A 22,141-nucleotide genomic window follows, 5' to 3' on the forward strand; every position below is an offset into this window, starting at 1 on the left:
TAAACCCCTTAGTTGTTATTTGATTGTTGGTAATGTTTTTCCTCGAGTGCTTTTAATTCCTCGATATATGTATCTACAAAATCCGGATTTTGTTTAACTGAAGTAACAATTCCTTTTTGTCTTAAATCGTTCATTTCTTTATCTAATTTGGCTATAGCTTGATGTACATTTTTAACCATGTACTTTCTATCATAATCCTCATTCGATAATTGTTTTTTCTTATGCGTATAAGTTGATTTATGTTTATTAAAAACAAACGATTCAAATGTAATTCTTAAATACTCGATATTAATGGTTGTATGTTCTCCATGGACTCTTTTGGCCGTAATAATTGCTTTCATCATGACTGCATTCAATATACCAGGAGATACCTTATGATTATATGACATGAACTTTTTTACATCATTCTCCATGAGTGCATATTCTTCTTTAGATACCAGGAGTTTTAATATTTCTTTCCATGACAATTTCTCTAGTGCTTCAGGTCTTGTAGTTTTCATGGATGCAACCCTCTTTCTTCTGAATAATTGTCTAACTTCTTTAATCCAGATACTGCTAATTTACACCATTTTATTTCTCTATTTCCGATCATGAATTCACAAGCTATAAAGTATTTATCAATCGATTGATTTTCTAGGACTTTAACGACTCCGAATATCTTATGAAGTGCTAAATCATTCTTTACCAGGCATCTCATTTCTAGTTACCTTTTTCTTGTTCTTTAATGATTTGTTCAAGTTTTTTGACTTTCATTTTGACAGTGGAATTATCACTTAAATTAAATATAACATTATCATCAGATGTTACATCGATGCTCATTATTTTCTTGTTTTTTTGAATAATCAAATTCGGATCATTAGATTTACCAAGTTTAATAACTCCAATAAATAGTTCGTAAATTGTCATATTATTTCCCTCCTTCAGGCGACAACGTTGTCTTTTATAACTTTATCAATTCAAGCTTGATTAAGATTGGAAGAAAGACATCGATGTAGTATTTTGCTTGTTTGATGCTGTATTTATTATTTTGTATTGCTGATACTGTTTGTCTGCAATACTTCAATTTTCCTATTATAAAATCATTTGTAAATGTACGCTTAACAATTTGAACAACGATTGGCATCAACATTTCAACATCATAGTTCATAAGTTGAGTTCATCCAGGAGTTTTGTAATGGTAAATGATACAGTGATGAGTGATACGATTGATATCAGAGTTATAACAATATTTAACATCCATGTCATAAAAATGATTTCTTTCATGATTCGACTACTTTCCCATTCACTCTGATAGCTGTATTTTGTGCATCTGTGAGTGAACTGAAGTAAACTGCATTTTCTATAGTTCCATAAATAGGTTTAATTCTAGATTTGCCTTTTTTATCGAATTCATTACCGAAAGCAGTAAAGTATTTGTTGTTACGTTCTATAAGATATTTCTTCATGATGCATCATTTAACTCTTTAAGGTATTCATCAGAATTAATTTCTATAATAAACCCCTCATTTTCTAAAGTGGTTGTAACCAAAAACTCATGAGGATAATCATCCTTAATCCATTCCAAATCGATTGTTTTAAAACCAATCTTAGATAATGATTCTTTAATTCTGTTAAGACTCCAACCATAATCACTTGACATCGCATCATAACAAATCTTTCTAACAAGGTTTATGATTATTTCACTTTTGTTATCATTAGATACTTCGATAGAATAAGTGTTACCATTTACTTCGATACTAGTAGTATCTAGTAACTCATGCCAACCGATATCGCCATCGATTTCTTCATGTATTGCTATATAAAAATCTTGTAAGCTTACAGCAACACCATTGATTTTAAATTCATATTTCATTTTAAATCCTCCATGTAATCTTTTTATTAGATTCAGGAAGTATTAGATAAGATTACATGGACGTATCGATCTAATACTTCCTGAATCCACTGTATAAGGGATAATACAGTAAATTCATGGTATTTATCAGATAGAAGGAGAGGAACACTCTGATAAACCTTTAATAACACAAAGAGTCTATTTGGCACCTGGTCAAATGCTAAATAGACTCTTTCTATCATTAATTAACTTGACCAGGTTTATTTACTTGATTTTGATAATACTTCTTGTGATACACAACGTTATAAGCAATTTTGTTTGCTTGATAACGTTTATACTTTAATACTTCAATGAAGAAGCTTATAACTGCATCTGTAGAGTTTAAATGATCTAATACAAATTTGAACTTGCGATGATCCCCCATACGTTTATAGCTACTTTCTGTATTGAGTTTCTTAAGCACCACATCAACAGACATTGAAATCCCCCTTAAAAATAAAAACAGCCTTACGACTGTTATATTTTGTACCACAGGTCTCCAAAACCGTTTGTGTGGGTTCAAATCCTGCTGCCCCCGCCATTTATTAACATTACTTAAGTTTGATATCCATATATCAAACTTTTTTTATATATTTAATCCCTTATATACATAAGTTTTGATACAATAAGTTTACCAAACAAATTAAAGGATACAAGTCCATGCTCTACTTAAAAGAACTCAACATAGAAGACAGTCTAAAAGAATATGAATTTCTAACGACCATTAAAACTGAAAATGGCTTTTATAATGCTTATGAATCCATAAATTATAATCATTTCATCCATACGGTCATACCTGAACGTATGGATGCATCCAAAGGTATTGTTAAAGAATCTACTCATGTTCCTGATACTTACTTCTTCTTATGGAAAGATGAGACTATTATTGGTTTATTTAAAGTTAGACATCATTTAAATGATATTTTAAGAATTGGTGCAGGACATATTGGTTATGCTATACTAAAAACACACCGTTCTAAAGGTTATGCAAAAGAAGGATTACGTTTAGCGATAGAAAAATTAAAGAATATACCTTCATTTGAAGGAGATGAAATCTATCTTTCTTGTTTGAAATCTAATATCCCATCCTTTAAAACAATGCTTGCTAATGGTGGATACATCCACCATGAAGATACAGAAACCTATTATGTTAGAATCCCTGTTAAAAAATAATAAAGGAGAACCCTATGCAATTTATATATGATTTATTCAAACGAACGAGCCTAACTAAAAAAGAACTCTTAAGTATTTTATCTTCTAAACAAATCAAACCTAAAAAAATACATCAAGGAATGCTTTCAATTACCCAATACTATAAAGAACAACCTCTAGAAATTAAATTCTTTATCGTATTAAAAAATGTATTGCACATCACCATCGATCAAAAAGATGTATCAGCGTATACTGCTACATCATTCTTTAATACTATAAAAGAGAATGTAGAAGATAAATTATCTATTCCCTCTGTTGACTCAACTAAACACCAACAACCACTTACTGTTATCCTATGGGAAAATAATGTTGTATTATCGATGACTTACTCCCATACAGATAACGAATTATCATTATTTAAAAGTTATGTCTTAAAACCAAAAGAACAAACCAATAAATCATTATTTATCGGTTCTATGATTGGTGGTTTAGCTTGGGGTCTTATCATGTTTGGAGCGATGGGTTTGGATTTTGGTTACTCACTTTTTGATTTTGGTTTATGGTTATTAGGTGGCATACTCTTTGGACTTATCTTATTTATTGTTTTATTCTTCACCGCTAAAGTAAGTAACATCAAACCTAAAAAACTTGAGTTTTCTCCTAAAGAAAAAAGATTCTTTAAATCCTTTATTGATAAGAATTATCCAAATCTATACAAACTAGAAAGTTATTCTAATATCAAAGTTAGACATAAAATCAAATCTGTTCCACTCACTATCTTACTGGATGAAACAGAACTTATTCTTCTCTTTAAAATAGGATTTCATATTCAAGTAGAAAAACTATCCTATCATGATGTTGATAAATTCCAATATTATAAATTCGGTAACGAACAAGAAGAATTTATGCATGTATTTTCCAACAACAACCTAAATAGTTTTACCATACACACCAAGGCATCCATTGAACCTTTAAGAGACATTTTAGTACCTCTATTAGGATTTGATAGTGCGCACTATCAAAACCTCTTAAAAGAGGTTATAAAAGCCTTTGAAGCTTATGATCCATGTGACTTCATCAAAGGTGGTACAGATAAAGATTCCTATAGACATGCACTCGATAACATCTTAATGACAATCTATAAAAAAGAAACTGTTACTGAACTTGATATTGAAGAGCAATTTAAAATGTTATTTGATTTCCTTCCTATTCCTTGGACTGAATTTTCTAAAATAGTTTATCAACTCCATAAAGAAAGTTTATTAACCTTAATATAAACATGAATCACTTGAATACCTCATCAATTATGGTATTCAAGTGATTTTTTATTTTAATATATGTAAAAAATCCTACATTAGTGAAAATTTAATACTTATTTCGTATGAAAACGCTTAATCTGTTATAAACTATGAATGAAATTCAATCTTGAAAGGATTTTTACATGAAAAAAATTTCCCTTATACTATTTACATTACTCATTTCACTTGTTTTGTTTGCTTGCACACCTAGTGAGACAAAACCTGTTTTAAATGTATCCTTTAATTTAAATGGCGGTACATTTAAAAAAGATGTTCTAGATTTAATAGAGCCTGAATACGAAGCATCTATTCCACATATTAATGATACAGACCCTGATATTAGAGATTTTCAATTATTTTCAAATCTTACAACAGGTCTTAGATGGTACAATAAGCTCTTCTTAGAATTTAATGAGACTCTAAATACATATGTTGTTGTTTATGCAGATAACTATAGAGCATCGATTGAACACCTAGACTTACCTTCTTATGATTATATCATTGCCTTACACCATCAAAGTACTTTAAGTGAAGGTAATGCTTATTTAGAAAACCTATTTACAGAAGGTGTTGGTACACCGATACTATTTAATACTGAAAACATCTTAGATACAGATAACCTAAGCTTTAAAACCTATTTAAAAACATATAGTGATATTGATTTAGGATATAAATCCAATGATTCTACTCTATTACCACTTCCAACAAAAACGGACTTTGATTTCAAAGGATGGTTCCAAGGAGAAAATATGATCGAAAAACTATCTGATTTAGAAATTCATAGTGAAGCAGACTCAATTATCCTAGAAGCGAGATGGGAAAGTTATTCACTAGAAGCACTGGATTTATTCTTAACAGAAAAAATTCCAAGTTTTGTGGATCAATCGATCACACTTCCACTCGCATATAGTGGATACCATATCACTTGGACAACAACACATCCTGATGTGATTAGTTCTACAGGAGAGTTTAAAACCGCTTATGAACCTACAACCGTTACATTAACTGCACAAATTACACCCGATAAAGGTTCACCTTTCCAAAGAACATTTGAAGTAACTGTTCCTCATAAAAAAGTTTTAGGTTTAGGTATTGCCTCTAGTTATATTTATAGAGACTACCACATGGTCAATGATGCATTCTTTGAAACACTTGACATCATCAATACAGCATTCTTAAAAGCAGATGCATTTGGAACGATTACAGGAAGTGCAGCTCTTGCCAATATAGAAACCTATATCTTCCCAAAATCTAAAGAATATGGAAACTGGGTTATCTTCTCTCTGGCTCCGGAATCTTCCTGGAGTGCAATTGCACAAAGTGCAACTGCAATCAACAATTTAGCAGAAAATATTGTTGAAGTGATTAACACTTACGGCTTTGATGGTGTTGATGTCGACTGGGAAACACCAAGATCTGGTGAGCAAGTTCGATATACCAATTTAATGAAAGTTGTTTATGAAAAAGTAAAAGCAAATAACCCACGTCATTTAGTTACAACAGCAATCACTGGTGGACAGTGGCAACCTCCAATGTATAACTTAACTCAATCCCATCAATATTTAGATTTTATCAATGTCATGACGTATGGTATGGCAAACACAGGTGCTAGTTATCAAAACGCCTTATATCAAAGAACTGGCGCTCATAATACTACATTTAATGCAGGTCGTACACCTGCAACTGTATCAATCGATGCATCGATTGATATATTTAACGGATACGGTGTTCCTAATTCTAAATTAATTATTGGTGTAGCCTTTTACGGTATTAAACATATTAGAACCTATAACTCAACAACCAATACGTATTCTTCTTGGGCAAATGGTGGAAGTGTCTTCTATCCTGAAATTGTTTCATCATATTATAATAATCCATTATATGATGTCGTCTATGATACAGTAGCAGGTGTTCCTTATGTGATTAGTAAAGACGGTACACTCTTTGTCAGTTTTGATAATCTAAGATCCATTGAGGAAAAAGCTCAATATATCTTAGATAATAACTTAGGTGGTATGATGTTTTGGGAATACGGAACAGATACCTCTGGTGAATTACTATCTGCCATGCGAAGTGGTTTAAATAAATAAATATATCTGCACGTCATCTAAGGTTTATTACAGATGACGTGCTTTTTATATACAACTTTTTCTCCATAAAAAAAGAAAGCACAGATGCTTTCTTTAGTTTTTATTGGTTTACTTTTTACCGACGTGTTTTTCAAGGAAGGCAACAACGGGTGTTGGTTGAGTTCTGGTTAGAACCTCATCTGCACCAATGAATGCTGGAAGGGTTAGAATACCATACTCTGCAGTTAACTTTTCAAATAAATCTTTATTGTCTTCTTTATTAACAATTTCAATATCGGATTCATATTTATTACTTAATCCAAATTTTAAAAACATTTTTAACTGTGCACATTGTGGACAGTCGTTTTTAGTTAAAAGTTTGACACTCATTTTTTACCTCCAAATTTAATAATCTTTTCTTGTTTGAATTCAAAGTCAGAATCTTTAAGCATTTCACTTTTCATCTTTTGATAACCATTGCCCTTCATAGAGAAGTTATCCATTGTTTTGGTTTCTGTATTTAAACCATTTAAGACAACAGGATTCACTTCTTCTTGTTCAAAGTATGGATCAAACCCTAAATTCATTAATGCCTTATTCGCGTTATATCTCACAAACACTTTCACATCATGTGATAACTCAACTTCGTCATAAATACTTTCTACTAATTCATTTTGTTCATGGTATAACTCTAGTAAAAACTCATATAACCATGTTTGAAGTGCTTCTTGACGTGCATTATCAAATGTTTCATAGATTTCTTGTGCGAGTCTTCCAATATATAATCCATGAATCGATTCATCTCTTAAAATAAGGTTAATGATTTCTCCTGCTTGCATCAGTTTTCCTTGACCATAGAAGAAGAGTGGATAATAAAACCCTGAATAGAATAACCATGTTTCTAAGAAAACAGATGCAACCATTGCTTTCCACTGTGCAACATTAAAATCAACTTCATTAAATTCTTTGGAATCTTCCATAAACTTCTTTAAATAATTATATCGGTCTAATTCTTTATAATATCCAACAATGGATTTCATAATATTTTGAAGATTTGGGTGTTTCTCACCCCATAAGAATAAATCATCAATATCTGGTGTAGACATATACGTCATAAAGATATTAGAATAACTTTTCGCATGAACCGCATTTTCCATTGCTGCCATAAAGTTAATCACAGCTTTTCTTTGATGGAAATGATCATCTAATGATCTAGATACCACAGGCATCCCAATATCTCCTTGGTGGGTATCTAGGAATGTTAACACTAAAAGATTTCTAGCGTATGCTAGTTGTACCTTCTCAGGTAACACATGCCATACGTTTAAGTCGGGTTGTAAACTAATATCTTCTGGTCTCCAAAACTGTGATAAGTTTTGTTCATAGAAGTGTTGTGTATAATCATCTTCTTTTTGATTCCAGTTTGCCCCATTATATAAAACATCTAAAACGGGTTCTAATTTTATTTTTTTATCTGTTGTTTTTTTCATTTTTCCACCTTATACCGCACATGATTCACATTCTTCAATTTTTAACTTTTGAGTACGTGTGTAATAAAGTGTCTTAATACCTTGGTAATGTGCATATAAATAATATTTTTGAAGTTCTCTGGTTGTAATATCTGATGTAATACAAAGTTCAAATGAAATACCTTGATCCACATGTTTTTGAGCGGTTGCAATCACATCAATGACTTTATAAGTATCCATACGATACGCAGTTTCATACATGAATGCTGCTTTATCGACTGCAGGCATTGGATAATATGTTTTAGAGTTACCGTATGTTCTTTCTTCAACAAGTTGCTTAATCGGTGTCAGTGATGGTGTTGCTGACATCACATAACCAATGGAACCATTTGGTGCAACAGCTAAGCGGTGTGAGTTATATAAACCATACGTCATGACATCTTCTTTTAATTGTAACCAATCATCATCGGTTGGTATATAAATATTTTTGAATAATTCTTTAACCTTATCTGATTTAGGAAGAATTTGACCTCTACCATCAAAATAAGAGCCGTCTGCATATTTAGAGTGTTCAAAACGGTAGAATTTCTCACCTGTTTCCTTCGCTTTATTCATGGAATGTACTAAGGAGTAATAATTAACGATATTAAAGAATACATCCACTAATTCTATATTTTCTTCGCTTCCGAATAAAATATAGTTTTCAGCAATATATCCATGATGACCCATAATACCAAATCCAACACTTCGGTTTAATCGGTTCGCTTTTGCAACCGCTGGAACATGTTTAATATCTGTTTGATTTGAAACAGAGTTCATCACATCCATAGCTGCAAATACAGTTTCTTTAATCGAATTATGTTTCATCATATTTCCCATATGACCACTTGCTAAGTTACAAGAAATATCCATACCAACATCATCATTATTAGCACCATAATCACCATAATGAGAAGTAATTGTTGGTTGTAATATTTCTGTACAAAGATTTGAAAACTTAACAGGACGGTCTAGTGGGTTTGCTTTATTGACATTATCACTAAACATAATATATGGATATCCAGATTCACCTTGTAAGGAAGCAATCATATCTAATATCTTTCTTGGATTCACTTTTTTCTTACGTACGTTTGGATTATCTGATAATACATCGTACCATTTATCCATGTCAATAGATACATCTGCAAAATCAATACCATATTCTTGATAAACGGTATGTGGATAGAATAACCACATATCTTTGTTTTCTCTTGCTAGTTCCATAAATTTATCCGGTATAACAACACCCATGGATAAAGTTTTTACACGGATATCATCATCCGCATTTAATTTTTTAGTGGATAAGAAATCTTCGATATCTGCATGGAATACGTTTAAATAAACTGCTCCAGCACCGGTTCTTTGACCCATTTGGTCTGCATATCTAAAGTTATTATCTAAAAGTTTAGCAACACCTACAACCCCTTTAGAAACGTTAGGAATTCCTTTAATTGCTTCCCCCTTCGCACGAAGGTTTGAAAGGTTAATACTCACCCCACCACCAACTTTAGAAAGTTGCATACTAAACTCTGAGATTCTTGAAATATCATTTAAAGAATCTCCTGCTTCCAATAAGAAACAAGAAACAAACTCACCACGCATCTTCTTACCTGTATTTAATAAGGTAGGTGTTGCGGGTGTAAAGTCTTGAGAGATTAATGAACGAATCAATGTTCTAGCTTTCTCAAAATCACCATTTGCATGGTATAAGGCATTAATTGCTAATCTGTCTTCATAGCGTTCTAAAAAGTTTTTACCATCTCTGGATTTTAATGCATAGTCATTATAAAACTTAAATGCGCCCATATAGGTAGGGAATCTAAATTTTGCAGCATATGCAATATCATAGATGGTTTGAATTTCTTCCATGGTGTATTTATCTAAAAACTCTTTTTCATAGTAGTTATTTTCTACTAAAAACTCTAACTTTTCTTCGAGTGAATGAAAGAACTGAGTTCTTCTGTTCACCTCATTTAGAAAATAACTCTTTGCTGCTTGTTTATCTTTATCAATGTCTTTCAAATCACCATTTTCATCTGTAATTTGATTATTTAGAACAATCCACTCAGGGATGATATCTCTCTTTTGATCCATTTCTTACTCCTCTTTTCCAATCTTTTTTATTAACCAGTCTTTAACCAGTAAACGGTCACTGATAAATCCTGACCCTTCAAACTTAAGTATTAAGGGTATTTGGTAAAGAGCTTCAATTTTCTCTCCTGCTTTACCAAAATTTTCTCCCCAGTTTTTATTACCCGATACAGCAACACCAACGACTAAATTGTGATATTGATCTAGAAACGTTTTTGTTGTTTGTGGTATGTCACCAAAGTTGATGGATCTTGTAACTAAAAGAATGGGTTTATCATGTGTATATTCATATAACTTAATGTGAACGGATGGAAATCCTAAGTTGGATGCAAACCTTTTTGTTTGACCTGTTAAACTATCATATACAATAAGCATCCCTAAACCCTCTTTCTAATCTTTAATCTCTACAACTCTACCTAAACGTTTTGTTTCTTTTAAATCAATAACGCGTTGATTTTCACTGCCTCTCCATAATAGGTTTAAATTTTTTAAACCTATGACGAAGGGTCCATCAATTAATATGTCTGCAGATTCTAATATTAAATCAATGGTAGTATCTTCTTTTTTCTTTAGTGCATCATATGTAAACCCACTATAGATATTAACATCTAACCCATCCGCTTTTGCAAGCTTTATAAGTTCATATACTGCATCTTTTTGAATAAATGGTTCTCCACCACTAATTGTAATTCCTGTAAGGAGTGGATTTTTTTTCCACTCTTTACGGATTTCTGATAACTCTATTAAGTGTCCACCTTCTAAATCATGTGTACCTGGGTTATGACACCCTACACATCTTAGTGGACAACCTTGAGTAAAAACTACAAATCTTAAACCATAACCATCGACAATAGAATCTTGGATAAAATCATTCACTCTAAGTTTAGGAGTGGAAGTGTTTAACACGTTCTTCAACTTCCTTCTTCTTAGCGTTATTGAATCGATCTAAGGTACCCACTAAGTAGCCGGTAATTCTTCTGATTCTGTCAAATGGTTCATCAGCTGTTTCTTTACGTCCACATTTTGGACATTCATCATTAATAATTCCAACATATTTACATTTAGGATCAAAATCAACGGAGTGATTAATTGAACCATAACCAATACCTTTTTCCGCCATATGTTTAATAATGGTTTCAAATGCATCAATATTCTTAGATGGGTCTCCATCTAATTCAATATAGGATATATGACCACCATTGGTTAATGCATGATACGGAGCCTCTATATCAATCTTATGGAATGCAAGTGTTGGGTAATATACCGGTACATGGAATGAATTTGTATAAAACTCATGATCTGTTACACCTTCAATTACACCAAATCGTTTTCTATCCATTGCAACAAATCGACCTGATAATCCTTCTGCTGGGGTTGCAATGAGTGAGAAGTTTAATTTATATTGGTTTGCAAGATCATCAATTCTTTTTCTCATAAATCCAATAATTTCTAAACCTAATTGTTGTGCCTCATCACTTTCACCATGGTGTTTACCAATAAGTGTTTTAAGTGTTTCAGCAAGACCGATAAATCCAATAGCAAGTGAACCATGTTGGATCACTTTTTCTATTTCATCTTGTGTATCTAATGTATCACTATCAATCCAAACACCTTGACCCATTAAGAATGGAAAGTTATACACATGTTGTTTCTTTTGGATATCAAATCTTTCAAGTAATTGCTCACAGACTAAGTCAATGGTATCACTTAATGATTTAAAGAATACTTCCTTAGACTTAGACTGTATCGCAAGTCTTGGAAGATTGATACTAGTAAAACTTAAATTACCACGACCTGTAACAATTTCTCTTGTTGGGTCATAGACATTACCAATCACTCTTGTACGACATCCCATATAAGCTATTTCAGTATCGACTTGTCCGTCTTTATAATACTGTAAATTAAATGGAGCATCTAAGAATGAGAAGTTTGGAAATAATCTTTTAGCGGATGTTTCCATAGAAAGTTTAAATAAATCATAGTTAATCTCACCTGGATTAAAGTTAACACCTTTTTTAACTTTAAAGATTTGTATTGGGAATATCGGTGTTTCACCACTTCCTAATCCCTTCTTTGTAGCTTCTAAAATAGATTTAACAACTAATCGACCTTCTTCACTCGTATCCGTTCCATAATTAATGGATGAAAATGGTACTTGAGCTCCAGCTCTTGAGTGCATGGTGTTTAAGTTATGTATTAAGCTTTCCATTGCTTGATAGGTATCACGTTCTGTTTCTTTAGTTGCTTCCTTTGTTGTAAAACTTAACACTTTATTAAAAGTATTTTCATCTTCTATAAAAGGTTTAAGATAGGTGTTATAGGAATCATCTAAATACTTAGGAACAAAACCATTTTCATTTTTGATTGTATCTAAAACGTCTGCTGCTGATACATTTAAATCAAACATATCCAAAGCTTTTTGAAGGTTATTTCTAAAGTGTCTAACATATGTTTTTCTAACACCGATGGCCATATCATAATCAAACTTAGGAATGGATTGTCCACCATGTTGATCATTTTGATTCGACTGTATTGCAATACATGCAAGTGCTGCATAGGTTTTAATGTCTTGTGGTTCTCTTAATGAACCATGACCTGTTTGAAATCCACCTGTAAATAATTTTGTTAAATCGATTTGACAACAAGTCATTGTAAGTGTTAAGAAATCTAAATCATGAATGTGGATTAAACCCTCATCGTGTGCTTTGGCATGTCTTGGGTTTAAGACAAACATTTTATTAAATTCTTTAGCACCTTCACTACCATATTTAAGCATAGCTCCCATTGGAGTATCCCCATTAATATTGGCATTTTCACGCTTTAAATCGCTTTCTGTAGACTTCGAGAAGGCAATATCATGAAAAGTTTTCATTAATCTGGTATTGCGGTCTCTAACCTTATTTCTATCCTCACGGTATAAAATATAAGCTTTAGCTACATCACTATAATTCAGTCTTATTAATGAACGTTCTACCTCATCTTGAATATCTTCAACGGTAGGAATTTCATTTTTAAAACGCTTATCAATTCCTCTTAATGCTTCGCTTGTCACCTCATCTGCTTTTTTAGAGTCTTTATTTAAAGCAATAAATGCTTTAACAACCGCCTCACTTATCTTTTCTGGATTAAATCTTACGATTCTACCATCTCTTTTTTTAATTTTTTCTACCATGGTTCTTACCCCTTTCACATATTGTTTAGAACTACTAATCGATGTTAGGGCATAGTGATCCATCAAAAAAAATTAAAACCAAATTTGATGAAATCCTATACCTGATGTTCGAAGTATTTGTATTCTATACGAAGTACAAGTGTTTTGCAACTCATATAAATATGTAAATGCTTACAGTTATTTTCATAAAAAATTTACTTGTTTTTGTTGATTCTTTGTGCATCCTAAATGAAAGAAAAAGATGAAAGTTTTTAGGTAACTTTCATCTTTTTATGCATCGTTAAATTTCGACTTGTTTGAAGCCATTGAACTGTGTTTTTATACATATATTCTACAAACATCCGCTTGATGTTTTCATACAAATCGGATATTAATCTAAAATAATAAATTTTTGTTAATTATAAATTTATTATAAATAGATTGTTCTTTATAAAATAACTTCTTTATTTATAAAATCAATTCTATTCTATCTTACTTAGCTATCTACCTGATTTTAATGGTTCATAGTTAATGAGGTTATATTTTATTACACCTATTAGGTTGCTTTTCTTATATAGAAATACTAATCTCTATAAAGGTATAATGATTCTCGCTTCAATCATAAATTTAAAGATCATGTATATACTAAATACTAAACCTGTAGGTATAACTGATGCGATCGCCATAACAGCTAAATTTAAGCTGTCTGGTTTTCTTATATAGTGTTTAATCGATTGGTATCCTAAAAATATAGACGATAATACGAGTGCCGCCATTAAAGATGAAACAACATTGATACTTTCCTCAAATCTATTTTGATACATTTGAATGGATATGTAAACATTTATTCCATAAACCAATATGGATAACCCTAAAAATTTGATGTGTTTACGGTTATATAGTTCATTCCAAATATTCATATATATTTCACCTCCTTAACATAAATTTAAGAGTCAAGATGTTCTCCTGACTCATCATTATAGATTTAATTTTAAATACTTGTAACCTTAAATCCACCAACTAAGAAATTACCGCTTGTTTTATATTCAAGTTCTAAGGTGTTACCGATAAACCTAAAGTAATAATCTGAGATAATTGGCGTTTCTACATAAAGTACTTGCAGTTTAAGTAAATCCTTTTCCACCCAACTCGCATTTACAAAATGAGGTTGTTCTGTAAAATAAAAATCTTTAGGTGCATAGCTCTTTCCAAATGTATCTTGTTTCTGGTTATAATTAAATTCGTTTTTTCTTAAATCCTGATACGTTAATATCACACCGTGATGGTTAAACTCTACTTCCTTAATCTTTAATGGATTGTCCTTTAATGTATAGGACTGATTCAGAGGTACTTTAAAGTCCTTCATATCAATTTTAAATGTTAAAGTTTTTAAATACTGATCTAACGCATCTGGGCTAGCTTTTACAACTGGTTCTTCATTAAAATGCTTATAAATCATTTCATATAAATATTCATAATCTGTATAACGCATTGTCGTGATGATTGCTAATCCTTTATATATTACAACAACCTGTCCAAATGCACCATCTGCACGGTAGCTTAGATTTGGGGAAACATGGAACTGAAATCCATATTGAAACCCAATGGATTTTGTTCCAGGGTTTCCTACATAATCTTGTTTAATGGCTTGTGGACTGGTTGCTAAATCTAAATACGCTTTAGAGATATATTGAACTCCTTTAACATTTCCATGATTTAATAAGAGTTGTCCGAGTTTTGTTAAACCAATTTCATCTATACTTAACCCATACCCACCAAATGTTATACCTTCGTTTGCTCTTGCAAACTTAAAATTATATATACCTATTGGTTTTAATAAATTCTCTTCTAAATAATCTTCAACTAAAACGCCTGTTGCTTCTGTGAATATTGCACTTAACATGTGTGTTGAAAGTGAGTGATAATGATAATGTGTGCCAGGTGTATATTTGACGGTTTGACTTAAATAATACGTTCTAAAATCATTCGATTCAATCATCTTATAAATGTTTTCATCTACCACACCTGAAGTCATGGTTAATAGGTGTCTAATGGTTATATCCTTCATTTTAGAGTCTAAATCTTTAGGTGCATAAGCACCCAAATACTTCATAATGGAGTCATCCAGTTGGATGAGTCCTTTATCATAGATCATTCCAATAGCTAGTGAGACAAACGACTTTGTTACAGAAAATACTAATTGCTTACCATTTTTAATATAAGGTTCTTTTTTGAAATTAAATAAGATGTTATCTTTGTTTGCTACGGTTAAACTAATTAAACTTTGACTCGGGTTTTTCTCAATATCTTGTATAAACCCATAAACGCTTGATGTAATGTCCATAAAAAAAATACCTTCCTTATGATTATCTTATCATAAGATAAAGGTATTTTCTATGCATTACAACAAGATTATAAATTTTGTAAACTCATTTTCAACAGACTCAACCGATATATTTCCGTGATACTTATTGACAATATGCTTTACAATCGATAATCCTAGTCCTGTACCTGGAATTCTTCTAAATTGATTTACTCGATAAAATCTTTCAAATATTCGGTCCATTTCATCTTTCGGAATCCCTAGTCCACTATCTTTAATGATTATTTCTGTTTGATTCATCTTTTTCTTTAATTGAATCCAAATAGAACCTTGTTCTTTATTATACTTAATTGCATTTTCAATAATATTTTTAAATAGCTTTTCAATATCTCTTTTATCTGCTTCTATGGATGCATCTTCTAAATCTAAATATACTTTTATATCTTTTTTCTTAATGGGTTCTTCTAGTGTTTGAATCGTATCTAGTATCACTTCTTTAAAACTAATACTTTCAAGCGGTGTTTCTGTAAATGTTTCTAACCTGCTAAGCATTAACATATCATCCACAAAGGAAGACATATCATCTGCTAAATCAACCATTTTAGCAGATACTTCTTTTGTTTCATTGCCAGTAATGACTTGTTCCTTAATGAGTTCTGCATATCCTTTTAATATCGTAATTGGTGTTTTTAATTCATGACCTGCATAACTAAAGAAATCTCTTTTAATGTTTTGTAGCTGAATTTTTTCTGTTAAATCGTCTAAAACAACTAATACATATATTTGTTGATGATCCGTTGTGGGTATAGCAGAAACTTGAATATTTTTATTATATAGTATATGATTTAAAATACTTTTTTCTTTTGTCTTAAAGGTTTCTTCTATTTGATCTTTGACTTGTTGATTTCTAATCCATATGGCATAATTTTTAGAATCACTATCTGTGACTTGTAGTATCTTTTTAAATACAGCATTCATAAAAAGTATTTCTTTTTTATCATTCAGTAACAACATACCTTGGCCTGTGAAACTGGTTATTAAATGAATCTGTTTATCCTTTTGAATCAATTCATTTTTTAAAATATGGATTTGATAATCTCTTTCTTTTAATAATCTTTGAGGTTGTATCAAATCTATGAGTTGTTTTTGGTATTCTAAATAAAGTGCATAAATTAAGAGCAATGTTACTGTTAAGAATATAAAGTATATCCATATATTTTCAATTCGAGGACTCATCATCTGATAAACCAAAAAAAACAATGTAACATCCAGTCCCATATATAAGGCGAATCTGATAAACATTCTTTTTTGGTTTGGCATATGATCCTCCTTGATTTTTATGCACTACTTAAAATATATCCTACACCACGAACGGTTTTAATTTTAGGTTCTGCATTAGAAATCTTTTGACGAAGCGATTTAATATGCATATCAAGTGTTCTGGTTTCTATGCTTAAATCCATTTGCCATACTTCGTTAAATAAGAGTTCTTTGGTGACAATTTTCTCATCATTTTTCATGAGTAAATAAAGTATTTCAAATTCTTTGGATGTTAAATTAATGAGTTCATCATTAATATAACATTTAAATTCATCTCTATGTATCGATAGATTACCTTTATGGATAATACGTTTAGCACTTGATTTTCTTAAATGTGCATGGATTCTTGAAGTTAACTCAAGAATTCCAAAAGGTTTGGTCATATAATCGTCTGCACCCATATCGAGTGCTTTAACCTTATCCATCTCACTACCTAAGGCAGATAACATGATGATGGGTGTTTCTTTATAAAAGGTTCTAATTTTCGCTAGACAATCAAAACCAGACATATCGGGTAACATAATGTCCATAATGATTAAATCAGGCGTCAAGCGTTCAATCGCCTTTAACAATGCTTCTGCTCTTTCAAAACCTTTATATTGATATCCAGCATTTTGAATCGTTTTTTCTATGATATATCCAATCTGTGGATCATCTTCTAAAAAATATACAATCATGTCTTTTCTCCTAAAATAATGGTGTTGATTTATGTTCTCCAGTAATAATAAAGATTGTCCATTCTGCTAAGTTTACAGCATGGTCAGCGATACGTTCCATATATTTAGCAACCATAATAACGGATACCGCATATTCTGATACAATTGTTTCTCCTTTAATTTGTTCTGTCACAGATTTCATAACATCATCAAATTGATTGTCTACTATATCATCATCCTTAATCACTTGTTGAGCAAGTGCTAAGTCTTGTTTAACAAATGCATTAATCGCGTTTAACACCATTTGATAAGCACTCTCACTCATCATGGTTGTTTTAGGTAATAATCTTTGATTCTTTAATTCTCCAATATGCAATGTTTGTTCTGCAATATCTGCTGCATGGTCTCCGATGCGTTCTAAATCTGTAATTAGTTTTAAAATACCTGTAACCATGCGAAGATCATGTGCATAAGGTTGTTCTTTCCAAATTAAACGTAGTGCACTTTTAGAAATATCTTCTTCTAGTTTATCTACTTCCTCATCTAATTTTATCAAACTTGCTGCCTTTTTAACATTATTTGTTTTAAAAGCTAGAAAAGCTTCATTAATATTATTTAAAACCATATCCGCCATCGTTACAACTTCAGCTTTTAACGATTCGATTGCTTTTAATAAAGATGCTCTTAATGCTGACATATACATATCCTCCCTTGTTAACTGAATTTACCAGTTACATAATCCTCTGTTTGTTGTTTTGATGGGTTTGTAAATATCTTCTCAGTTTCATTATACTCGATTAATTCACCTAAGTAGAAAAAAGCTGTTTTATCTGAAATTCTTGCTGCTTGTTGCATGTTATGTGTCACAATCACGATGGTGTATTCTTTTTTAAGTTCTAAAATCAGTTCTTCTATTTTTAAGGTTGCAATCGGGTCTAATGCAGAAGTTGGTTCATCCATCAATATAACGTCTGGCTTCATCGCAAGTGCTCTTGCGATACAAAGACGTTGTTGTTGGCCACCAGATAATGCAAGTGCAGAGTCATGAATTCTATCCATCACTTCCTCATATAAGGCTGCCTTTTTTAGAGAATCTTCAACGATTCTATCTAATTCCTCACGCTTTTTAATCCCTTGACATCTAGGACCATATGCAATATTGTCATAGATGCTCATTGGAAATGGATTGGGTTTTTGGAAAACCATACCTACATTTTTTCTAAGTTTATAAATATCAATATCTTTATGATAAATATTTTCATGGTGATATTTCACTTGACCTTCAATTCTACAATTTTCAATTAAATCATTCATGCGATTTAACGTTCTTAAAAATGTAGATTTCCCACATCCAGATGGTCCTATTAATGCAACAATCTCTTTTTCACCGATTGTTATATTAATATCTTTTAATGCCTTTGTTTCTCCGTATAAGAGATTTAAATGTTCTACTTCAAATAATTTTTTATCTGTATTCATTAATGTTTCACTCCATATCTTTTAATAAAGCGTTTTGAGATAAATTTCACAGTTAAATTTAAGATTAAGACGATCCCTAAGATTATTAATGCAATCGTATTAGATAATTCAATATTTGCAGGTTCATCCGTCATCATCGTCCAAATATGAACGGCAAGAGATGTCGACTTATCAGTTAAATGCACCTCATCTTTAATTGCTGTACCGATTGCAAATACCAATGCTGCAGACTCACCTATGATTCTACCAATTGCCAGTAATGTAGCGGTTAGGATTCCAGGAAATGCATTCGGTAAAACCACTTTAAATGTGGTTTGAGTCTCATTAGCACCGAGTGCAAGGGAAGCATTTCTGTAATCCATAGGAACCACTTTAAGTGATTCTTCTGTAGTTCTAATAATGACTGGTAGTACAATAACTGCAAGTGTTAAGGCACCAGATATTAAGTTACCACCTGTAGCACCTGTTAATGAGATGGTCATTGGAACAAATAATGCCAATCCCATTAATCCATAAATAATAGAGGGTACACCAGTTAATGTTTCAATGAAGCTTCTTAACTGTTTTTGAATCCAGTTGTTTTTTGCATACTCATTTAAATAAATGGATGCGCCTATTCCAATAGGGAGTGCAATAACAAGTGTTAAACCGATTAAAATAAGTGTTGTAATAATACTTCCTCTAATACCACCACCAGGTGTTTGAAATTCAAACTCTCTAATGGTATCTGCTTGTTCAAGTAAGGTAACCATATTTTCTGAACCATGAATTGATAATGCACTTGGTAATCCATGAAATGCAATTCTTACCACTACATATTTTTCTGATAGATTAATCTCACTTGGACCTACACCTTTATTAATCATCGTTCTTAGCGGTGAGTCTTCATGAATATAATCAATATAGATGACATTTTTCCCTAAAAGGTCCTTGTCATCTCTAAATCCAATACCCCATTTTTCTGAATAATATACGTCATTTCCAAGTGTTTGATCTAATACATAACTTCCAGGAGTTAAACCAGATTTAACTTCAGTTACATAACTTACCGATTCATAATTATTCATAATTAAATCTAAGTTTAATAAAGGTATGCCTTGAATCAAGATATTAACAACAATAATCATTAATACAGAAAAACTAATGAATGCACCACCATAGGTTAATAATGTTCTTATAAAGTCTTTAAAGTGAAAACCTTTTTTACTTAACATCCATATTACCTACCTTTCTTTTAATAAAGTTTAAGATAGCATTGGTTATTAAGATAATAATCATTAAAATAATACCTACAGAAAACCTAATATCATAATCAAGCCCTGTGGTTTCTTTCATGCCTTCTAGCATAATAGAGGTTAATGTGGATGTGGTATCTAAAATATCAAAAGAAAATCCACTTCTTCTACCCCCCGCAACTAAAGATACAGCAGTAGCTTCGCCTAATGCACGTCCAATACCAAGTATTGCAGATGCAAAAATTCCTGATTTAGCAGCGGTTAAAACAACTTTAAAATTCGTTTGACTCTTTGTTGCACCTAGTGCTAAGGATACATCAATAATACTTTTATCCACACTTCGAATTGCAACCTCTGATATGGATGCAATTGTAGGAATTGTCATGATTGCTAAAACTAAAATGGTTGATAACATCGAGTTACCACCCTTTGACTGATATCCAAGCATTTCAGATAAATTATAAACAAACGGTCTAATGATGCTCGCTCCAAACAATCCAAAAATAATGGATGGTATGGATGCAAGCATCTCAATGACCGTTCTAAATAATTCACTAACTTTTTTAGGTGCTACCTTTGCAATAAAAAGAGCGGTCATTAAACCGATCGGAAGTGAGATTGAAAGTGATAGAAATGCAATCAATAAAGTAGATACAATAATAAACCCTACACTATATAAATTAGACTGAAAAGCAGTCCCTGTTAACCATGTATCTCCTGTAATAAATCTGAAAATATCTACATTTCCTAAGCCTTGATTATCACTGATAAAAGGGTTAATACCTTTGACGATAATAACCCCTACAATGATAAATATAAATGATGCGGAGGCGATTGTAAATCCATACAATACGCCTCTAGTTAATTTATCGATTAATTTGTTTTTATTTTTACCTTTATTGTTCTCTAATAGAACCATGATGCCCATCCTTTATTCAGATTTTAATCACCTATTTAATTCTTATTAATGATTATGCTTGTGCGGTGATTAAGTCATTCCAAGTTTTAAATGTTCCATTATAAACATTTTTTAAATGTTGTGCTGTCACATTTGAAACTGGATTGTTTTTGTGTACAATCGCAACAATCGCATCCCATGCAAGTTGTCCAATATTGTCTTCATTTGAACCTGCGATTTCACTCGTTGTAAAATATCTGGATGAGAACCCTACATCTTTACCAACAGATGTATCTTTAATCGCTGGGTCCCAGGTTCTTTTAAATGCATCCCCTGATCCTGTGTGGTCATGTTCTGCAATAAAGTTACCGGCTTTAGGTTTAAATGCATTGGTTAACGCCTCAGCTACTTTTTGAATAGAATCCGATCCACCAAATCTAACAGTTACGCTTGAATTATCTTGATTGGTAATCGGGTGATCAGCTTTAATATCGTCCCAGGTTGCTGTAGATGGTAAGGCAATTGCACCACTATTATTAATTATATCTGATGCATCTGTAGTTCCTAAGTATGCAACAAATGCATTAACTAATGCCTCAACAGTTTCAGATGGATAATCCCCTTCTGCTCTTGTCATATACATAAATGGTCTTTTAAGTCCGTAAGTATCATTTAATACGTTCGCAACCGTAGGTGCAACACCTTCGAAGTCTAATCCTTTAACTTGTGAATTCAGTGTGGATAAGGATACATATCCAATTCCATACACATCGGTTTGCATTGAAGTAAATATTTGAGTATTATCTTGGATAACAAATCCTTGTACTAATAATGAATCATTTGCAGTTGCATCTTTAAATCCAATACCTTCCATAAATCCTGCACGTGTACCGGATGTGGTATCTCTTGTATAGACTGTAATATTAGAACCTTGATTAAATCCACTTTGTGTTGGACCACACGCAACTAATAAGAGTGTAGTAAATAATAAGAGTGTTACAACAACTATTCTTTTCATGATATCTCCTTAGGGTCTATTTATTTTCTTCACCGCTATTATAACGATTTAAAATCTTTAAAATAACCATTTA

The 22,141-nt window shown here is 31.7% G+C and carries 25 protein-coding genes; 3 read left to right on the plus strand and 22 right to left on the minus strand.

All coding sequences use genetic code 11. The features are described 5' to 3' along the window. Positions 1-8: 8 nt before the first annotated feature. The 7 genes from B5X49_RS05265 to B5X49_RS05290 form a co-directional block, all read right to left on the minus strand. Positions 9-500: a hypothetical protein gene (locus B5X49_RS05265; protein ID WP_045748786.1), complete on the minus strand. Its 492-nt coding sequence runs from the start codon at positions 498-500 to the stop codon at positions 9-11. Continuing rightward, positions 497-697 carry a hypothetical protein gene (locus B5X49_RS05270; RefSeq protein ID WP_045748785.1) on the minus strand — a complete coding sequence of 67 codons (201 nt, stop codon included), beginning with the start codon at positions 695-697 and terminating at the stop codon, positions 497-499. The genes B5X49_RS05265 and B5X49_RS05270 overlap by 4 nt, the downstream gene beginning before the upstream one ends. A 2-nt stretch (positions 698-699) precedes the next feature. Continuing rightward, a complete protein-coding gene (locus B5X49_RS05275) occupies positions 700-906 on the minus strand; it encodes a hypothetical protein (protein ID WP_045748784.1) in 207 nt (68 codons plus the stop codon). Positions 907-940: 34 nt separating this feature from the next. Next, on the minus strand, positions 941-1,147 hold the full coding sequence (locus B5X49_RS07605; protein WP_045748783.1) for a hypothetical protein: 207 nt from the start codon (positions 1,145-1,147) through the stop codon (positions 941-943). Between the two features lie 112 nt (positions 1,148-1,259). Then, positions 1,260-1,445, minus strand: coding sequence for a hypothetical protein (locus B5X49_RS05280; protein ID WP_211026742.1), 186 nt, complete (start codon positions 1,443-1,445; stop codon positions 1,260-1,262). Then, positions 1,442-1,852, minus strand: coding sequence for a hypothetical protein (locus B5X49_RS05285; RefSeq protein ID WP_045748781.1), 411 nt, complete (start codon positions 1,850-1,852; stop codon positions 1,442-1,444). The genes B5X49_RS05280 and B5X49_RS05285 overlap by 4 nt, the downstream gene beginning before the upstream one ends. A 220-nt stretch (positions 1,853-2,072) precedes the next feature. Beyond that, a complete protein-coding gene (locus B5X49_RS05290; RefSeq protein ID WP_045748780.1) occupies positions 2,073-2,309 on the minus strand; it encodes a hypothetical protein in 237 nt (78 codons plus the stop codon). A 221-nt stretch (positions 2,310-2,530) separates the two neighbouring features. Between B5X49_RS05290 and B5X49_RS05295 the strand changes: the two genes are divergently transcribed. From B5X49_RS05295 to B5X49_RS05305, 3 genes are all read left to right on the plus strand, one after another. Continuing rightward, complete coding sequence (locus B5X49_RS05295; protein ID WP_045748779.1) at positions 2,531-3,043, plus strand: GNAT family N-acetyltransferase; 513 nt, start codon at positions 2,531-2,533, stop codon at positions 3,041-3,043. A 14-nt stretch (positions 3,044-3,057) separates the two neighbouring features. Further along, positions 3,058-4,299: a hypothetical protein gene (locus B5X49_RS05300; RefSeq protein ID WP_045748778.1), complete on the plus strand. Its 1,242-nt coding sequence runs from the start codon at positions 3,058-3,060 to the stop codon at positions 4,297-4,299. Between the two features lie 164 nt (positions 4,300-4,463). Then, positions 4,464-6,410, plus strand: coding sequence for a glycoside hydrolase family 18 protein (locus B5X49_RS05305; protein ID WP_045748777.1), 1,947 nt, complete (start codon positions 4,464-4,466; stop codon positions 6,408-6,410). Positions 6,411-6,518: 108 nt separating this feature from the next. On the opposite strand, the gene B5X49_RS05310 is transcribed toward B5X49_RS05305, so the two are convergent. From B5X49_RS05310 to B5X49_RS05375, 15 genes are all read right to left on the minus strand, one after another. Then, positions 6,519-6,779 (minus strand): glutaredoxin family protein, encoded by a 261-nt coding sequence (locus B5X49_RS05310; RefSeq protein ID WP_045748776.1) that lies wholly within the window; start codon positions 6,777-6,779, stop codon positions 6,519-6,521. Next, positions 6,776-7,879: a class 1b ribonucleoside-diphosphate reductase subunit beta gene (nrdF, locus tag B5X49_RS05315; protein WP_045748775.1), complete on the minus strand. Its 1,104-nt coding sequence runs from the start codon at positions 7,877-7,879 to the stop codon at positions 6,776-6,778. Before nrdF ends, B5X49_RS05310 begins: the two co-directional genes overlap by 4 nt. A 9-nt stretch (positions 7,880-7,888) precedes the next feature. Then, the gene (nrdE, locus tag B5X49_RS05320) at positions 7,889-9,991 is read right to left on the minus strand and encodes a class 1b ribonucleoside-diphosphate reductase subunit alpha (protein WP_045748774.1); all 2,103 of its coding nucleotides are present in this window, start codon (positions 9,989-9,991) and stop codon (positions 7,889-7,891) included. Between the two features lie 3 nt (positions 9,992-9,994). Further along, positions 9,995-10,363: a class Ib ribonucleoside-diphosphate reductase assembly flavoprotein NrdI gene (gene nrdI, locus B5X49_RS07845; RefSeq protein WP_045748773.1), complete on the minus strand. Its 369-nt coding sequence runs from the start codon at positions 10,361-10,363 to the stop codon at positions 9,995-9,997. Positions 10,364-10,378: 15 nt separating this feature from the next. Continuing rightward, the gene (gene nrdG / locus B5X49_RS05325; protein ID WP_045748772.1) at positions 10,379-10,894 is read right to left on the minus strand and encodes an anaerobic ribonucleoside-triphosphate reductase activating protein; all 516 of its coding nucleotides are present in this window, start codon (positions 10,892-10,894) and stop codon (positions 10,379-10,381) included. Continuing rightward, on the minus strand, positions 10,872-13,160 hold the full coding sequence (locus tag B5X49_RS05330; RefSeq protein WP_045748771.1) for an anaerobic ribonucleoside triphosphate reductase: 2,289 nt from the start codon (positions 13,158-13,160) through the stop codon (positions 10,872-10,874). Before B5X49_RS05330 ends, nrdG begins: the two co-directional genes overlap by 23 nt. A 569-nt stretch (positions 13,161-13,729) precedes the next feature. Continuing rightward, positions 13,730-14,059: a hypothetical protein gene (locus B5X49_RS05335; RefSeq protein WP_045748770.1), complete on the minus strand. Its 330-nt coding sequence runs from the start codon at positions 14,057-14,059 to the stop codon at positions 13,730-13,732. A gap of 71 nt (positions 14,060-14,130) precedes the next feature. Next, positions 14,131-15,483, minus strand: a complete 1,353-nt coding sequence (locus tag B5X49_RS05340; protein ID WP_045748769.1) for a serine hydrolase domain-containing protein — start codon at positions 15,481-15,483, stop codon at positions 14,131-14,133. Positions 15,484-15,540: 57 nt separating this feature from the next. Then, positions 15,541-16,782: a sensor histidine kinase gene (locus tag B5X49_RS05345; RefSeq protein ID WP_045748768.1), complete on the minus strand. Its 1,242-nt coding sequence runs from the start codon at positions 16,780-16,782 to the stop codon at positions 15,541-15,543. A gap of 17 nt (positions 16,783-16,799) precedes the next feature. Beyond that, a complete protein-coding gene (locus B5X49_RS05350; RefSeq protein ID WP_045748767.1) occupies positions 16,800-17,459 on the minus strand; it encodes a response regulator transcription factor in 660 nt (219 codons plus the stop codon). Between the two features lie 10 nt (positions 17,460-17,469). Further along, positions 17,470-18,135 carry a phosphate signaling complex protein PhoU gene (phoU, locus tag B5X49_RS05355; RefSeq protein ID WP_045748766.1) on the minus strand — a complete coding sequence of 222 codons (666 nt, stop codon included), beginning with the start codon at positions 18,133-18,135 and terminating at the stop codon, positions 17,470-17,472. Between the two features lie 17 nt (positions 18,136-18,152). Beyond that, positions 18,153-18,917, minus strand: coding sequence for a phosphate ABC transporter ATP-binding protein PstB (gene pstB, locus B5X49_RS05360; protein ID WP_045748765.1), 765 nt, complete (start codon positions 18,915-18,917; stop codon positions 18,153-18,155). Continuing rightward, positions 18,917-20,131, minus strand: coding sequence for a phosphate ABC transporter permease PstA (pstA, locus tag B5X49_RS05365; RefSeq protein ID WP_045748764.1), 1,215 nt, complete (start codon positions 20,129-20,131; stop codon positions 18,917-18,919). Before pstA ends, pstB begins: the two co-directional genes overlap by 1 nt. Further along, the gene (pstC, locus tag B5X49_RS05370; RefSeq protein WP_245943157.1) at positions 20,121-21,071 is read right to left on the minus strand and encodes a phosphate ABC transporter permease subunit PstC; all 951 of its coding nucleotides are present in this window, start codon (positions 21,069-21,071) and stop codon (positions 20,121-20,123) included. The genes pstA and pstC overlap by 11 nt, the downstream gene beginning before the upstream one ends. Before the next feature lie 52 nt (positions 21,072-21,123). Next, a complete protein-coding gene (locus B5X49_RS05375; protein WP_045748763.1) occupies positions 21,124-22,068 on the minus strand; it encodes a substrate-binding domain-containing protein in 945 nt (314 codons plus the stop codon). Positions 22,069-22,141 lie beyond the last annotated feature (73 nt).

The organism is Acholeplasma oculi, from assembly GCF_900166985.1.
GTDB lineage: Bacteria > Bacillota_I > Bacilli_A > Acholeplasmatales > Acholeplasmataceae > Acholeplasma > Acholeplasma oculi.

Bases quoted from the DNA above. Each gene is read 5' to 3' on its own strand.
- B5X49_RS05265 (WP_045748786.1), bottom strand. From the start codon at position 500: ATGAAAACTACAAGACCTGAAGCACTAGAGAAATTGTCATGGAAAGAA.
- B5X49_RS05270 (WP_045748785.1), bottom strand. From the start codon at position 697: ATGAGATGCCTGGTAAAGAATGATTTAGCACTTCATAAGATATTCGGA.
- B5X49_RS05275 (WP_045748784.1), bottom strand. From the start codon at position 906: ATGACAATTTACGAACTATTTATTGGAGTTATTAAACTTGGTAAATCT.
- B5X49_RS07605 (WP_045748783.1), bottom strand. From the start codon at position 1,147: ATGAACTATGATGTTGAAATGTTGATGCCAATCGTTGTTCAAATTGTT.
- B5X49_RS05280 (WP_211026742.1), bottom strand. From the start codon at position 1,445: ATGAAGAAATATCTTATAGAACGTAACAACAAATACTTTACTGCTTTC.
- B5X49_RS05285 (WP_045748781.1), bottom strand. From the start codon at position 1,852: ATGAAATATGAATTTAAAATCAATGGTGTTGCTGTAAGCTTACAAGAT.
- B5X49_RS05290 (WP_045748780.1), bottom strand. From the start codon at position 2,309: ATGTCTGTTGATGTGGTGCTTAAGAAACTCAATACAGAAAGTAGCTAT.
- B5X49_RS05295 (WP_045748779.1), top strand. From the start codon at position 2,531: ATGCTCTACTTAAAAGAACTCAACATAGAAGACAGTCTAAAAGAATAT.
- B5X49_RS05300 (WP_045748778.1), top strand. From the start codon at position 3,058: ATGCAATTTATATATGATTTATTCAAACGAACGAGCCTAACTAAAAAA.
- B5X49_RS05305 (WP_045748777.1), top strand. From the start codon at position 4,464: ATGAAAAAAATTTCCCTTATACTATTTACATTACTCATTTCACTTGTT.
- B5X49_RS05310 (WP_045748776.1), bottom strand. From the start codon at position 6,779: ATGAGTGTCAAACTTTTAACTAAAAACGACTGTCCACAATGTGCACAG.
- nrdF (WP_045748775.1), bottom strand. From the start codon at position 7,879: ATGAAAAAAACAACAGATAAAAAAATAAAATTAGAACCCGTTTTAGAT.
- nrdE (WP_045748774.1), bottom strand. From the start codon at position 9,991: ATGGATCAAAAGAGAGATATCATCCCTGAGTGGATTGTTCTAAATAAT.
- nrdI (WP_045748773.1), bottom strand. From the start codon at position 10,363: ATGCTTATTGTATATGATAGTTTAACAGGTCAAACAAAAAGGTTTGCA.
- B5X49_RS05330 (WP_045748771.1), bottom strand. From the start codon at position 13,160: ATGGTAGAAAAAATTAAAAAAAGAGATGGTAGAATCGTAAGATTTAAT.
- B5X49_RS05335 (WP_045748770.1), bottom strand. From the start codon at position 14,059: ATGAATATTTGGAATGAACTATATAACCGTAAACACATCAAATTTTTA.
- B5X49_RS05340 (WP_045748769.1), bottom strand. From the start codon at position 15,483: ATGGACATTACATCAAGCGTTTATGGGTTTATACAAGATATTGAGAAA.
- B5X49_RS05345 (WP_045748768.1), bottom strand. From the start codon at position 16,782: ATGCCAAACCAAAAAAGAATGTTTATCAGATTCGCCTTATATATGGGA.
- B5X49_RS05350 (WP_045748767.1), bottom strand. From the start codon at position 17,459: ATGATTGTATATTTTTTAGAAGATGATCCACAGATTGGATATATCATA.
- phoU (WP_045748766.1), bottom strand. From the start codon at position 18,135: ATGTCAGCATTAAGAGCATCTTTATTAAAAGCAATCGAATCGTTAAAA.
- pstB (WP_045748765.1), bottom strand. From the start codon at position 18,917: ATGAATACAGATAAAAAATTATTTGAAGTAGAACATTTAAATCTCTTA.
- pstA (WP_045748764.1), bottom strand. From the start codon at position 20,131: ATGTTAAGTAAAAAAGGTTTTCACTTTAAAGACTTTATAAGAACATTA.
- pstC (WP_245943157.1), bottom strand. From the start codon at position 21,071: ATGGTTCTATTAGAGAACAATAAAGGTAAAAATAAAAACAAATTAATC.
- B5X49_RS05375 (WP_045748763.1), bottom strand. From the start codon at position 22,068: ATGAAAAGAATAGTTGTTGTAACACTCTTATTATTTACTACACTCTTA.